Consider the following 15,412-nt stretch of genomic DNA (forward strand, 5'->3'; position numbering starts at 1 on the left):
CTAGAAAAAATCCTTCTCATTCTTAATGTATTCAGAATTTTATGATAAAATTATCGGAGAAACAACCAAAAGGGGAGATTGGTATGTTAAACGAAAGAACAATGGCGGAAATAGTAAAGGCAGCTGCGGAAAAGTTTCCAAAACACGAGGCATATGTTTATCCTGATAGTGGAATCAGGGTGACCTATCAAGAGTTTGACCGTGAAACAGATGAGCTTGCAAAAGCTTTTCTTGGGTTAGGAATTAAAAAAGGGGAGCATGTAGCAATTTGGTCGGATAATAAAAGAGAATGGCTACTAAGTCAATTTGCTACCGGTAAAATGGGTGCTATTTTAGTGACAGTCAATACAAACTATCAAGAAAAAGAATTGGAGTACCTCCTGCAACAATCTGATTCAACAACGCTTATATTAACTGAATCATTTAAGGGAACCTCTTACTTGGATATTATTCGGGCAATTTGTCCAGAAATACATGATGCGGAGAAAGGAAATATTCAGTCTGCCAAATTGCCGCATTTTAAAAGAGTGATAGTCATGAGTGAAAACGATTACCCCGGTATATTCAAATGGTCGGAGCTGCTAGATTATGCGGCGGGTGTTTCAGACGAAGCCTTAGAATCAGCGATGAAAGCACTTCGCAACGAGGATGTTATTAATATCCAATATACGTCAGGAACAACCGGTTTTCCTAAGGGTGTAATGCTAACGCATAAAAATATAATAAATAACGGGCAGTTAGTTGGTGACTATATTCATTTAACGGAGAAAGACCGCTTATGTATCCCTGTCCCATTCTTCCACTGCTTCGGATGTGTGATGGGTACAATTGCTTCCGTTACTCACGGAACGACAATGGTGATAGTAGAACAATTTGACCCTGAGAAGGTACTTCAATACGTTCAGGATGAAAAATGTACGGCTTTGCATGGAGTTCCTACCATGTTTATCGCAGAGCTGAACCATCCTGCCTTTAAGCAATATGATCTTTCTTCCCTTCGAACAGGAATCATGGCTGGCTCCATTTGTCCAATGGAGGTAATGAAAAAGGTAATGAACGAGATGGGTGCTTCTGAAATAACCATTGCATACGGGCAGACAGAATCTTCTCCTGTAATTACGCAAACGAAAACGGATGACGATATTGAAAAAAGAGTTTCATCGGTAGGGAAAGCACATCCCGGTGTAGAGGTGAAAATTATTGATCCAGCAACCGGTGAAGATGCACCGGTAGGAGTTCCGGGAGAACTGTGTACTAGAGGTTATTTAGTAATGAAAGGTTATTATAAAAATGATGAAGGGACAAAGGCGGCTATAGACTCAAGTGGGTGGTTACATACAGGGGATATTGCTGTAATGGATGAAGAAGGTTATATCGATATCACTGGGCGCATAAAAGATATGGTAATCCGAGGTGGGGAGAATATTTATCCGAAAGAAGTAGAAGAATTTTTATACGAGCATCCAGCTATACAGGATGTGCAGGTGGTCGGTGTACCGGATGAGAAATATGGGGAAGAACTAATGGCTTGGGTTATTCTGAAAGCAGGAGAAAAGGTTACGGCAGACGAATTAAAGAATTATTGCAAGGGCAAAATATCCTTTCATAAAATCCCGAGATATATAGAATTTATCGATGCTTACCCGATGACAGCATCCGGTAAAATTCAAAAATTCTTACTCAGAGAAATGTCTAAACAAAAAGTAGAAGCATAAAAGGATATATTTCCCGGGAAATCGACAAAAACGAAAAGGCTTTAGAAGAGGCGTCGGCTTTACTCCGATGCTTTTTTATATGCATAATAAGAGATAAACAATAATAGGGGTGAGAGCATGTTATTAGATCATATTGTTCATTTTAGTACAAGAACTCCAAAGAAAGTAGTAGAGGACTGGAAACAAAAAGGTTTCCACGCCGTGGTAGGAGGACAGCACATACAGTGGGGAACACATAATGCTCTATTATATACAAAGAATAGCTATATAGAATGGCTGGCTATAGAAAATAGAGATGTTGCCACAAACTCAAACCATCCCTTAGTAAATTTACTGCTTCACGATTTAGAGGCTGGTCCTGGGTACGGAACTATTTGCATTCGTACGAATAATATGAAAGATGTCGAGAGTAGATTAAAAGGACAAGGTGTAAAAACATCTGGTATTTTACAGGCTGAAAGAAAAACTGCGAATGGTCAAACAAAGAAATGGGAAATGCTGTTTGTTCAGGAAGAAGTAAATGACTCACTTCCCACTCCTTTCTTCATTCAATGGGAGGAAGAAGATGAAAGGAGACTTCAATCACTTCAAGAGGATGGAATGATACAAAGGGAAAACCTTCAACAAAGTATTGTTGAATGTGAGTTTCATGTTCATAATCCAAGGAACATAATGGACAAATGGAAGAGCTATTTTGGTTTAGAAGAGATCGAGGAAGGAATATTATTATTAGGAAAAACAAAGCTGACATTTAAGCAGTCAGGCAACCTACAAAGAGAAAGACTTGTAAGTGTTTATATAGAAGGGCACAATAAAAAAGAAGTGATAAAATATGAGCAAGCTACGTATCGGTTCGTTTAAAAGGAGGATTACACTTGGAACAATTAGTAGAGAAAGCAATATTGGTGGCGGTAAAGCTACAACAAAATGAGCACTTTGAATATGAGCTAGAGGAGTTACATAATCTTGCTGAGGCATTAGACGTGGAAGTTGTAGGAGAAATAACGCAAGCTCTTGATAGGGTCAATTCTTCTCACTACGTAGGTACGGGAAAAGTAGCGGAGATTAAAAGCTTATATGAAGGCTCAGATGCAAACTTAGTAATATTTAATGATGAGTTATCTCCTTCTCAAATAAGAAATTTAGAAAAGGATTTAGAATGTAAGGTAATTGATCGTACCATGCTTATTCTAGATATATTTGGTCGTCGGGCAAAAACAAATGAAGCCCAGATGCAAGTAGAATTGGCTCAGCTTCAATACATGCTGCCGAGGCTTGTGGGACTGCGTGCTTCACTCAGTAGACAAGGCGGAGGTACCGGCGGTGGTTTTAGAAACCGTGGAGCTGGGGAAACAAAGCTCGAGTTAGATAGACGAAAAATAGAGGATCAGATAGCAAAGTTGAAGCGTGAGCTGGAACATGCGAAGGATCAACGAGAAACTCAAAGAAAACTAAGAAGAAAAAATCAGATTCCAGTTGTTTCTCTAGTGGGCTATACGAATGCAGGGAAATCTACCATTATGAATCAATTGCTCCAACATGTAGGACAAGAAGGTAATAAGCAAGTGTTGGAAAAGGATATGTTATTTGCTACGCTAGAGACTTCTGTTCGACAAATTAAACTACCAGACCACAAGGAATTTCTATTAACTGATACCGTTGGGTTTGTTAGCAAGCTTCCTACTCATCTTGTAAAAGCTTTTCGGTCCACGCTAGAAGAAGCAAGGGATGCAAGCTTATTATTGCATGTCGTAGATGTGTCAAATGAGGAGCATCGTTATATGATGGAGGTGACGAATAAGACGCTTCTAGATATTGGGGTAGAGGATGTACCTACCATTTTTGTATACAACAAATCAGATAAGGCTAATTTACATTATCCATACGTATCTGGAAAAAATATCTGGCTTTCTGCTAAGGATGGGCAAGGTATTGAGGAACTAATAGGGCAGATTAAAAGCTATATTTTTACAGATTATATTTCTTGTACCATGCTAATTCCATTTGACCGTGGGGATGTTATAAACTATTTGAACGAGCATGCTTCTATAACATCTACCACTTATGAAGAGGAAGGAACTCTACTTCAAGTAGAGTTAAAGCAAGCTGACTATCAACGCTATGAAAAGTACGTATACAAACAATAAAACCAAATGTAAAGAGCTGCCTAAGAAGTTGAGGAAGTCAACGTCTTAGACAGCTCTATTTTATATTACTTAATCTAGCTGCTGATATTGAATATGATGCAAGCGAGCAAATATACCGTTTTGCTCCACTAACTCTGTATAAGTTCCATCTTCTACTATACCGTCCTCTGTTACTACCACAACTCTGTCGGCATCTCGTATAGTTGCAAGACGGTGGGCGATAATGAGGGTAGTACGATTCTCTGCAAGCTCCATTAGAGATTGCTGAATTATTTTCTCCGTTTCGGTATCTAGTGCAGATGTTGCTTCATCTAGAATCAGAATTGGAGGATTCTTTAGGAACATCCGTGCAATAGCCAATCGTTGCTTTTGTCCTCCAGATAACTTTAAACCTCTTTCTCCAATTTGCGTGTCATATCCGTCAGGCAGCGAAGCGATTAGACTTTCTAAATGCGCTTTTCTGGCAGCTTCTCTTATTTCTTCCTCCGTTGCATCCATTTTCCCGTATGCAATATTCTCCCTTATAGTTCCAGTGAATAGGAACACATCTTGCTGTACAATACCTATGTGAGAACGTAGAGATTTTAACTTAATATCCTGAATATTTAGCCCATCAATAGAGATAACTCCTTCATCTATTTCGTAAAAACGAGGAATTAAAGAGCAAATAGTTGTTTTCCCTGCTCCTGAGGGGCCGACGAAAGCAATAGTTTCTCCAGCTTTAATGGATAAGCTTACTTTGTTTAAGACAGGCTTATGGGAGTCATAACGAAAGCTGACATCTTGAATATGTATATTCCCAGCTAAATGCTGTACTTCCAATGCGCCTGGCTTGTCCAAAATTTCTGGTTCTTGTTCTACAAGCTCTAGGAAACGCTTGAATCCAGCCATCCCTTTTGGATAAAGCTCTAGTAATGCGGTAATCTTATCCACCGGTTTAATTAGAACATTCACATATAAAACAAAGCTGACTAATTCCCCGTACGACATGCGTTCTTGGAAGGTGAACCATGCGCCAACTACTAGAACAATTAATGTAACTAAACGAGTCATCATGAAAATACTTGAGTGAGTGCCTGCCATTACCTTGTAGGCTTTCAGCTTAGCTAAGCGAAACTTTCCATTATCTTTTTGAAAGCGATCCATTTCAAATTGTTCGTTCGTAAATGATTGCACAACACGTACGCCGGAGACACTATCTTCCACTCTTGCGTTTACATCTGCAATATTTGCATACATTTGTTTCCATGCTTTATTCATCATAATATTTCCAAAGGAAGCAACAATGGACAGAAATGGAACCATGATAATAGCGATTATTGCAAGTTCTGGGTTTATGTTGAACATTATCATAAAAGCACCAATCAGTGTCATCACTGCTATAAATAGGTCTTCTGGACCATGATGAGCAAGCTCTCCGATATCGAACAAATCATTGGTGATACGGCTCATTATATGCCCAGTTTTCGTATTATCGAAAAAGCGAAAGGATTGTCTTTGGACATGATTAAATAGTTTTTCTCTCATATCTGTTTCAATATTAATCCCTAGCTTATGCCCTAGATAACTGACGATAAATTGGAGAAATGTACTAATGATATATACAAATAAAAGTAGTATACTGACACGTACAATTGTATCCCAATTACCCTCTGGTAATAGTTCATCGATGAACCATTGAACTGCTACTGGAAAAGCCAGTTCTAAAATTGCTACAAACACTGCACTGGAAAAGTCTATGATAAATAGACGCTTATGAGGCTTGTAGAAGGCAAAAAATTTCCTAATCATAGTAAGCACCCTTTTCTGTAGTCATAAAGCATATTATACCGAAAAATTTCACAACTCGAAATATTAAAATGTTTCTATTTCTACAAAAAAGGGGAAATATTATTATATTTTTTGTACAGAAAGAAGGTCTAAACTTGTTATCAAAAGAAGAAATAGTTAAAACGGTACCCCAAAAAGGTTTCTTTGGACATCCAAAAGGGTTATTATCTTTATTTTTTACTGAATTTTGGGAGCGATTCTCCTACTACGGTATGCGAGCGATCCTTATTTACTATATGTACTACGAAGTTACGCAAGGCGGACTGGGACTAGAGCGCTCCACAGCTAACTCCATTATGGCAGTCTATGGTTCTCTAGTTTATATGTCAGGAATTATAGGAGGCTGGATAGCAGACCGACTTTTCGGTACAACGAAAACGGTATTTTATGGTGGAATACTGATTATGATTGGGCATATAGTGTTAGCATTCCCAGGTGGTATAACTACCTTATTTATCTCTATGGGCCTAATTGTAATTGGTACAGGTTTATTGAAACCGAATATTTCCAGTATAGTTGGCGATTTATATTCCAAAGAGGACGTACGTCGAGATGCTGGCTTTAGTATTTTCTATATGGGTATTAATATGGGTGCGTTTATTGCACCGTTAATTGTCGGAACAATTGGATTAGATTATGATTTCCATCTAGGTTTTGGTCTTGCAGCTGTTGGGATGGCTATTGGATTAATTGTTTTCTTAGTAACTAAAAAGAAGTATTTAGGCTTAGCAGGCTCATATGTACCAAATCCACTTACAAAGCAAGAAAGAAAGACTTTGCTGTTACGTTTTGTGATCGGTGTAGTAGTTGTAGGGGCTTTAGGATTCTTCTTAGTTCGAGAAGGAATCATGACAATCGATGTGTTTACTATGACTATTTCTATCCTTGGGATTCTCATTCCTACTATTTACTTTATTGTTATGTATCGAAGTGAGAAATCTACGGAAGATGAAAAATCAAGGCTACTTGCTTATATTCCATTGTTTATTGCTGCCATGATGTTCTGGGCAATTCAAGAGCAAGGATCCAATATTTTAGCTCAATATGCGGATGAACGAGTAAACTTAACTATTGGTTCTATTGAGTTATCACCAGCTTGGTTCCAATCGTTAAATCCACTATTTATCATTACGCTTGCACCTGTATTTGCTTGGGTATGGGTAAAACTAGGGGATAGACAGCCTACTACTTCTCGCAAATTTGCATTCGGTCTATTTTTTGCAGGACTATCCTTCATCGTTATGATGATTCCTGCGTATCTAAATGGAACAGAGTCTTTAGTTAGCCCGTGGTGGTTAGTTCTTAGCTTCTTCCTAGTAGTTTTAGGGGAATTATTACTTTCTCCTGTAGGATTATCCGCTACTACAAAACTAGCACCTGCTGCTTTTGCTGCGCAAACAATGAGTCTTTGGTTTATGACAAATGCATCAGCACAGGCGATTAATGCACAAGTGGTTAAATTTTATAGTCCTGAAAATGAAATTATGTATTTTGGAATTATAGGTGGAATAGCACTGCTAATTGGTTTAGCCCTTTATTTCGCTAGCCCTATTATTCAAAAATATATGCGTGGTATAAATTAACGAAAGTTGAAACCTTTTCCAGTGGGTATCGTAAATACGGTATTACAGGAAAGGGTGGTAAACATATGAAGAAGTGGAAAGTGCTTTTAGCAGCTACAGTGCTCACTCTGGGTTTAGCTGCTTGTAATGAAACAGCAGAACCGAAGGAGTCATCAACAACTGTGAAAAGTGAGATGACATTACAAGAAGTTTATGCAAAATCTATTGAAGTATCAGAACAGCTTACGAGTATGAGCGCTCAAGTGACTTTAAATCAAAAGATGAGCATACCTGGTGAGGGCGATATGACTCTTCTTTCTGATTTAAATATGGATTTTGTAATAGAGCCTATGCAGTTATATCAAAAAGGGACAACCTCTATGAGCATGGGAGAAGGTAACGCAGAATCGATGGATATAGAAGCATATATGACAAACGATGCCTTTTACATGTTTGAGGGTAATTCCAAGCAATGGATGAAAATGCCTTTAGATATGGCAGAGATGATGGGGACAGCAGAACAGACGACTCCTGCTGACCAACTAGAAATGCTAGAGGAATATATCGATGAATTTACTTTTGAGCAGGATGACGAAAGTTATATTCTAACGATGAATGCATCCGGAGAGAAGTTTACTAATTTAATTCGTGAGCAAGTACAGGAAGCAATGCAAGGCATGGCAGAAGATGAAGAGTTAAATATGGATTATAACATTAACTTTCTAAACTATCTGATCCACATTGATAAAGAGTCTTATCAAACTACTAAGGTAGACATGGTTATGGATATGGATTTAACCATGGATGGGGAAAGTGCAAATATGGTTCAAGATATAAAAGCTACTTACTCTAATTTTAATGAAGTAGACAATATTGCAATACCTCAAGAGGTTATCGATAGCGCAATTGAGATATAATAAACTTGAAAAAGCTGCCCAATTTTCCGAAAGGGAAAGGGGGCAGCTTTTTCAAAAGGAAAGAAAATCTGTATATGCCTATGAGACTGAGAAAAGTTGAATGTGGAGCACGAATGATTCTAGAGGGTTAATAAGAATCATTCGTGCTTTCTTTTTAAAAAATGAAGCTGAGATAAAATCATACCTCTCTTGAAGATGTATATTCCTTTTGTGATTTATCAAGTTTTTGTCTCAAATAAGAAATGTCATACTTTTAAAAGTGACAATTAAACTCCTTTTAGGATCATATTTAAAGAATAGTTTTAATTCGGGATGTTGATTTTACTATATTCGTTGTTTATAATGAAAGACGACTCAATAATGATAATCGTTATCAATAATTTATTGAGAAATATAGATTATGGGGATTTCACATGAGATTATGGATATTAGTATTAGCAACGGTTATCCTGTCCTTTGTCTCGCTATTTATAGGAGCCATTGATATTAGGCCGAGCGATCTACTTGACTGGGAGTCCGATAAGACCCAGATTTTCTTGATTAGTCGTTTGCCGCGCTTACTGGCAATTATCTTAGCTGGTGCTGGTATGGGAATTGCAGGCTTGATTATGCAAAGTTTGAGCCGGAATAAGTTTGTATCACCAACAACGGCTGGAACATTGGATGCAGCAAAGCTTGGTGTTATCGTTTCCATGGTGTTCTTCACGAACATTTCATATATGGGACAAATCATGTTTAGTTTTGCATTTGCACTAATTGGGACCTTTATTTTCATGCATTTACTTGAGCGTATTAAATTTAAAGATGTTATTTTCGTCCCGCTTATTGGTATTATGTACGGTAATATTATTGGTGCCATATCTACTTTTATAGGTTACGAGGCGGATGTTTTACAAAATGTTGATACTTTCTTCTTAGGAAGCTTTACATTAATTGTTTCTGGACGCTATGAATTGCTGTATGTAGCTATTCCAGCAATTATAATCGCCTACATTTATGCAAATAAATTTACCGTAGCAGGTATGGGAGAGGACTTTGCTAAAAATCTTGGTCTGAGCTACCGTACCGTGCTAAATATTGGTTTAATAATTGTAGCTGTTATTTCTACTACAGTTGTTTTAACGGTTGGAATTATCCCATTTTTAGGGTTAATTGTTCCGAACTTAGTTTCCCTATATTTAGGTGACAATTTACGAAAAACTATACCACATACGATCTTTATGGGAGCAGCATTCTTACTGGCGTGTGATATTATCAGTAGAGTTATCGTTCATCCATATGAGATACCGGTTAATACAACAGTCGCAGTAATTGGCAGTGCAATCTTCTTAATAATGTTATTTAGGGGGAAAGCATATGCGAAAAAATAGTACAAAGCTAATTATATTGGCTGTTATTGCATTAATATGTATGGCATTGTTTGCCTTCTATAATATACAAGGTGGCTTCAGCTATGCCTTTCCAAAGCGTTTAGAACGCCTTGCAGCAATGGTTATTACCGGTACCGCGATTGCTTTTGCAACGGTTATATTCCAAACAGTTACACACAATCGCTTGTTAACACCTTCCGTAATGGGTGTAGATTCTATGTATGAGGTAGTACAGACGATTATCTATTTTACAGTAGGCTCAGCTTCTGTTTTTGTTGTAAGTAGGTACTTAAACTTTAGTTTATCTATTATTGCGATGGTAATCTTCGCATTAATTTTATATCGTTTTTTATTTCGAGCTGATAAGTATCCAATTTTTCTTCTGCTATTAGCAGGTATGATTATCGGGACGTTGCTGGGAAGCTTAGTGACATTCATGCAAGTTCTTATAGATCCTGTAGAGTATGAAAGTCTTCAAGCCCGATTGTTTGCTAGCTTTATGAATGTGAAAACAGAGCTGTTGTATATTGCTGCAGCTATTCTAGGATTAGCGTTTGTTTATGGATATCGATTACTGCGAGATTTAGATGTAGTGTCGCTTGGAAGGGATAATGCGATTAACCTAGGTGTTAACTACGATAAGATGGTTCTAAAAGTATTAATATTATCTTCTATATTAATTGCTACCTCCACAGCATTAGTAGGACCTGTTACTTTTTTAGGCTTGATTGTAGCGAATTTAGCATATCAGTATCTATCAACCTATAAGCATTCTGTTCTCATTGTCGGAGCAAGCTTAATAAGCATCATTGCACTCGTCGGTGGGCAATTTCTTGTACAACATGTATTCCATTTAAATACAACTATTAGTGTTATTATTAACTTTGTCGGTGGGATTTACTTTATATACTTATTACTAAGGGAAAGTAGGAAAGCAGGATGATTGAAATTAAAGGGCTTTCTAAAAGCTTTGGGAAAAAACCTGTAGTTGAAAATGTAACCTTAAAAATCCAGCCAAAGACTATTACTTCTTTTATTGGTCCGAATGGGGCGGGTAAGTCTACTTTATTATCGATGGTAAGTCGCCTTTTAGATGCTGATACCGGAGAAGTACTTTTAGACCAAAAAGACGTAAAAAAAATGAAATCTGATTCATTTGCAAAACGTGTAGCCATTTTAAAGCAATCTAATCATTTAAATATCCGTTTGACTGTGCGTGAGCTTGTATCTTTTGGTCGTTACCCGTATTCAAAGGGCAGATTAAATGCTGAAGATGAGAAGCTTGTTGACCAGGCATTAGAATATATGAACTTGATTGATATGCAGGATAAGTTTTTAGATGAACTTTCCGGAGGGCAAAAGCAGCGAGCGTTTATTTCCATGGTTATTGCGCAGGACACGGAATATATTCTATTGGATGAACCATTAAATAATCTCGACATGAAGCACTCTGTACAGATTATGAAAATATTACGTAAGCTGGTTGATGAGCTTGGGAAAACTGTTGTGATTGTTTTGCATGATATTAACTTTGCTTCCGTCTACTCAGATCGAATCGTAGCATTAAAGGATGGACGTCTTGTGAAAGATGGACCAACTCATGAGATTATTAACTCTGAGGCCTTGCGCGAGGTTTATGATATGAATATTCCTGTACAAGTACAAGATGGTTGTCGTATATGTGTGTATTTTAACTCAATCTAATAGTGTAAATTATACGTGCGTGAACGAGAGTCATGCACGTATTTATATGAGATTCAACTGAGAATGAGAATTGTTTTCAAAAAAGTGTTGACAAATTTCGCTCAATTCATTTAAACTGAAAACAGTTGAATGGAAATGATAATCATTTTCAATTAAAGGGATATTGGAGGAATTAAAAGGATGAAAAAGTGGAAATTTTTAACTGCGGTAGCAGCTTTAACTTTAATGTTAGGCGCTTGTAATTCGGACGAAGAGTCGACATCAGGTGATGCTAATAAAGAGCAAGTAGAAACTGGTAATAAAGAGAACAGTGAAGCAACAGAATCTTCTGCTTACCCAATGACTGTGCAATCATTATCTGCTAATCGTGAAACAGAAGAAGGAGATACTGTTACATTTGAAGATGTTACATTAGAGAAAATGCCTGAGCGTATTATCACGCTTGACTATGGTTTCTTAGACACACTTGATGCTATGGGTGTAGAAGGAATTGTAGGGATTGCTGCAAATGGTGGTAAAGGGAACATTCCTGCACACCTAAAAGAAAAATACGTAAATGACGATGTTGCTGATGTAGGTACATTAAAGCAAATTGACTACGAAGCAGTAGCAGCTGCTGAGCCAGATGTAATTTTCATTTCTGGTCGTCAATCTCCATTCTATGAAGAATTAAAAGAAATTACACCAAACGTAATCTTTATCGGATCTGATAACTCAAACTATATCGAAGCCGTATATGAAACTGTAGACTTAGCTGCTAAAATCTTTGATAAAGAAGCAGAAGCAGAAGAGTTAAAAGTATCATTACAAGAAAAAGTAGATGCAGTGAAAGAAAAAGCGGCTGGTTATGAAAATGCGTTGGTAGCTATGTACAACGACAAAAAAATCTCTGGTTTCGATAACGGAGAAGATTCTCGTTTCGCATATGTATATAATGATTTCGGGTTTGTTCCAGCAACAACTGATATCGAAGCATCATCTCACGGTTCTGACTTCTCTTATGAGTCCATTCTATCTGTAGACCCAGAGGTTCTTCTAATTGTTGACCGTACAGCATCTGATGTGGAAACTATTAAAGCAGATATCGAAAACGACATTATTAAAAAGACTCGTGCTTACAAAGAAGGAAAGATTGTCTACCTAGACGGAGTTAACTGGTACTTCTCAAGCAATGGTGTAACAACTGAAGCAGAAAAACTTGATGAAATCTTAAATGAACTGAAATAATTTATACTAAACTAGGCTGAAACAAGTCTAATGAGAAGCACTAATGATTTTATCTTTTGATAAGATCGTTAGTGCTTTCTTTTTTGGGGTCATAGATTCTTTGCTGTGTTGGAGGCTTTCCTCGGGCCAACAGGATGTTGGTCAGGAAAACGTTGTCACACGATGTGACGTTCTTAGTTTTCCCTCCCCACAGGTAAGCCATAGCCGAACGCTAGCGCGTGCCGTTGCTATGTCTCACCTGTCTCCCTCCTCCTGCTGGAGTCGCCGACGCTGCTCCGAACCAATAGTGACCCTACTAAGGCTAAGTTTTGATTAATAAATTCTATAAAACTTAATGCCTTAATAAATATTATGATAAGCCAAAGGAGACGGAAATTGTTGTCCCTTTGGCTTTTTTTATGTGAAAAAGGGAATACTATACCTAAACGGTGTATTGCTTTTGGTTCTTATACTCGTAATAAGAGAGGAGGAATATGGTGAAGAGATTGTTTTATCCGTTAGGACTTGTCACTCTTCTTAGCTTTTTTGTACTTTTAGTTTATTATCCTAGTGATCAAATGAAGATGTTTGATCAGCAAGTTGCTGAATTATTAGGGGGTAATAGCTTTATCGAGAGCTTCCATGTTCTTGCAGATACTGAATTTGTGATTTTTGTAGTAATACTTGTTATTCTTTTTTTATGGTTTAAATTTCACCATTATCGTGCGATGCTTTTTGTTTTATTGACAGTGGCTGCTGGTAACACATTAAATCAGCTATTGAAAAAATGGATTCAGAGGGACCGCCCTGAAATGATAGATCAGCTGAGTACTTATAGTTTCCCGTCAGGACATGCTATGGTAGGTTTATTATATTTGTTTACTTTTGCTTATCTAATGACAGAGAACCTAAAAAAGAAAAATGTGAAGATTTACATTTGGATTACCGCAATTGTTCTATCTGTATTAGTAGGGTTTTCTAGAATAGCAGGAGAACGTCATTATGCATCAGATGTATTAGCTGGGTGGTCTGCTGGTTATACATGGTTTGTAGCAGTGGCATTGTGGTATGAGTATAGAAAGAAAAAGCAGATTTTTCGTGAATAATTTCCCTGCTATGCGAAAATGAAGCCAAAATGTTATAAAAACGAAGCTGCTGAGTAGCGAAAAGTGAGTATGTTGTAAAAATGAGCTCCAATGTTGTAAAAATTATCTATAATGTTGTAAAAATAACGCCTAATGTTGTAAAAACGAAGACGCTGAGTAGTGAAAAGCGAGTATGTTGTAAAAATAAGCTCCAATGTTGTAAAAATTATCGATGGGGTTTTTTCAGAAGGAAAAAGTAGGAAATTTTCCCCGTTCCTCATTTGCTTGTCGGGACAGAACAGGCGCTTATGCTTTTCTTGGTGAAGGAGGAAATTATGTTTGAATTACCTAGTGATTTAGTTGAACTCGGCATAAAAAGAATAGAGGAATTTCCTGTTGAAGGGTTTGTTGTAGGGAGAGGACCGATTGATCCGGTTCTCATGTTAATCGGCGAGGCACCGGGCGAAAATGAAGCTATACAGGGTATACCTTTTATCGGGAGGGCTGGAGAGGAGCTAAAGAAATCGTTGGCTTCTATTTCTTTGACGAGGGACGACGTCTATATGACGAGTGCCGTGCGCAGCAGACCTTATGTTTGGAAGGAAAAGAGATTAAGAAGTGGAGAGATTGTCCTTAAAAAGTATAATAGGCGTCCATCTAATGGGGAAATACTGGCGCATGCTCCCATTCTGGATTATGAATTAAGGAATATTTCCCCGATGGTAATCGTTACTCTAGGAAATGTTGGGCTACAACGATTGATCGGGCAACGTGCAAAAATCTCTGATTTACATGGAACTCCTCTCTATACGCCGGTGCTTCATTTAAAATCACTCGATTCTCAGGAATATATTTGGTCTGACGAAAAATATACTATAATCCCTACCCTACATCCTGCTTCTGTTTTTTACCGCCCTTCTAATCGTGCAATAGTGGAGGAGGATTGGAATAAAATTGGACAATTCATTCAAAGCATAAAGTTTTAATACTTTCTTTAGCTAAATAAAGTTGTATGTGGGAAACAACTTGCGTATAATTATTTTAACTTAGAGAGAAAGAAGATGGGTCAATGGAAGGAAATGTATTATTTGCTTTGTTACTTACTTTGTTTGCAGGCCTAGCAACAGGTATTGGGAGTCTACTGTCTTTATTGACTTCCCGTACGAACACTAAATTTTTGTCAGTGGCCTTAGGGTTTTCAGCTGGAGTCATGATTTACGTTTCATTAGTAGAGATTTTTGTAAAAGCGAAGGACTCTCTTGTGGAGGAATTAGGAAGTAGCCAGGGTTATTGGATGACGTTGGTAGGCTTTTTTGGTGGTATGCTTTTGATTGCTATTATCGACAAACTAATACCTTCACCGGAGAATCCACATGAGGTAAGAAGTGTCGAGGATATGTCAGAAAGGCCGAATGTGGAGCAAAATAAACTAATGAAAATGGGGCTATTTACGGCATTAGCTATTGGCATTCATAATTTCCCAGAAGGGATCGCTACATTTGCTTCCGCCTTACAAGACCCAGAGTTGGGGGTTGCAATAGCTATTGCGGTTGCTATTCATAACATTCCAGAGGGGATAGCAGTTGCAGTACCTATTTTTTATGCAACAGGAAGCAGGATGAAAGCATTTAAATTATCTTTTTTATCTGGTCTTGCAGAGCCGATAGGGGCTTTGGTTGCTTTTTTAATTTTAATGCCATTTTTAAATGGAATCATGTTCGGGATAATATTTGCTGCAGTAGCTGGTATCATGGTATTTATCTCCCTAGATGAGCTATTGCCAGCTGCTAAGAAGTATGACGAGACTCATTCTTCGATGTATGGCGTCGTAGCAGGAATGCTAGTGATGGCATTAAGTCTTGTACTAATGTCATAA

Annotated in this window: 13 protein-coding genes; 12 read left to right on the top strand and 1 reads right to left on the bottom strand. The window is 37.6% G+C overall.

Going from position 1 to position 15,412, the window contains the following annotated elements; all coding sequences use genetic code 11:
* Nucleotides 1-83 precede the first annotated feature (83 nt).
* The 3 genes from AC1VU3_RS08530 (at nt 84) to hflX (ending at nt 3,862) form a co-directional block, all read left to right on the top strand.
* On the top strand, nt 84-1,715 hold the full coding sequence (locus AC1VU3_RS08530) for an AMP-binding protein (RefSeq protein ID WP_482983279.1): 1,632 nt from the start codon (nt 84-86) through the stop codon (nt 1,713-1,715).
* 117 nt (nt 1,716-1,832) lie between these two features.
* Nucleotides 1,833-2,576, top strand: a complete 744-nt coding sequence (locus AC1VU3_RS08535; protein WP_480389361.1) for a VOC family protein — start codon at nt 1,833-1,835, stop codon at nt 2,574-2,576.
* 14 nt (nt 2,577-2,590) lie between these two features.
* The gene (gene hflX / locus AC1VU3_RS08540) at nt 2,591-3,862 is read left to right on the top strand and encodes a GTPase HflX (RefSeq protein ID WP_482983280.1); all 1,272 of its coding nucleotides are present in this window, start codon (nt 2,591-2,593) and stop codon (nt 3,860-3,862) included.
* A gap of 69 nt (nt 3,863-3,931) precedes the next feature.
* Here hflX and AC1VU3_RS08545 read toward each other — a convergent pair whose 3' ends face one another.
* The gene (locus AC1VU3_RS08545; RefSeq protein ID WP_482983281.1) at nt 3,932-5,653 is read right to left on the bottom strand and encodes an ABC transporter ATP-binding protein; all 1,722 of its coding nucleotides are present in this window, start codon (nt 5,651-5,653) and stop codon (nt 3,932-3,934) included.
* A gap of 134 nt (nt 5,654-5,787) precedes the next feature.
* On the opposite strand from AC1VU3_RS08545, the gene AC1VU3_RS08550 reads away from it, so the two are divergent.
* From AC1VU3_RS08550 to zupT, 9 genes are all read left to right on the top strand, one after another.
* A complete protein-coding gene (locus tag AC1VU3_RS08550) occupies nt 5,788-7,275 on the top strand; it encodes a peptide MFS transporter (protein ID WP_480389364.1) in 1,488 nt (495 codons plus the stop codon).
* A gap of 65 nt (nt 7,276-7,340) precedes the next feature.
* A complete protein-coding gene (locus AC1VU3_RS08555; protein ID WP_482983282.1) occupies nt 7,341-8,171 on the top strand; it encodes a DUF6612 family protein in 831 nt (276 codons plus the stop codon).
* A gap of 413 nt (nt 8,172-8,584) precedes the next feature.
* The gene (locus tag AC1VU3_RS08560; RefSeq protein ID WP_480389366.1) at nt 8,585-9,541 is read left to right on the top strand and encodes an ABC transporter permease; all 957 of its coding nucleotides are present in this window, start codon (nt 8,585-8,587) and stop codon (nt 9,539-9,541) included.
* A complete protein-coding gene (locus tag AC1VU3_RS08565; protein ID WP_480389367.1) occupies nt 9,528-10,484 on the top strand; it encodes an iron chelate uptake ABC transporter family permease subunit in 957 nt (318 codons plus the stop codon). Before AC1VU3_RS08560 ends, AC1VU3_RS08565 begins: the two co-directional genes overlap by 14 nt.
* Nucleotides 10,481-11,245: an iron ABC transporter ATP-binding protein gene (locus tag AC1VU3_RS08570; RefSeq protein ID WP_480389368.1), complete on the top strand. Its 765-nt coding sequence runs from the start codon at nt 10,481-10,483 to the stop codon at nt 11,243-11,245. The genes AC1VU3_RS08565 and AC1VU3_RS08570 overlap by 4 nt, the downstream gene beginning before the upstream one ends.
* A gap of 180 nt (nt 11,246-11,425) precedes the next feature.
* A complete protein-coding gene (locus AC1VU3_RS08575) occupies nt 11,426-12,472 on the top strand; it encodes a siderophore ABC transporter substrate-binding protein (RefSeq protein WP_480389369.1) in 1,047 nt (348 codons plus the stop codon).
* Between the two features lie 476 nt (nt 12,473-12,948).
* Nucleotides 12,949-13,557 carry a phosphatase PAP2 family protein gene (locus AC1VU3_RS08580; RefSeq protein WP_480389370.1) on the top strand — a complete coding sequence of 203 codons (609 nt, stop codon included), beginning with the start codon at nt 12,949-12,951 and terminating at the stop codon, nt 13,555-13,557.
* Nucleotides 13,558-13,871: 314 nt separating this feature from the next.
* Entirely contained in the window at nt 13,872-14,522 is a 651-nt protein-coding gene (locus tag AC1VU3_RS08585) for a uracil-DNA glycosylase (RefSeq protein ID WP_482983283.1), read from the top strand.
* An 83-nt stretch (nt 14,523-14,605) separates the two neighbouring features.
* Complete coding sequence (gene zupT / locus AC1VU3_RS08590) at nt 14,606-15,412, top strand: zinc transporter ZupT (RefSeq protein ID WP_482983284.1); 807 nt, start codon at nt 14,606-14,608, stop codon at nt 15,410-15,412.

The sequence above is a fragment of the Psychrobacillus sp. Z16_25 genome, from assembly GCF_056856695.1.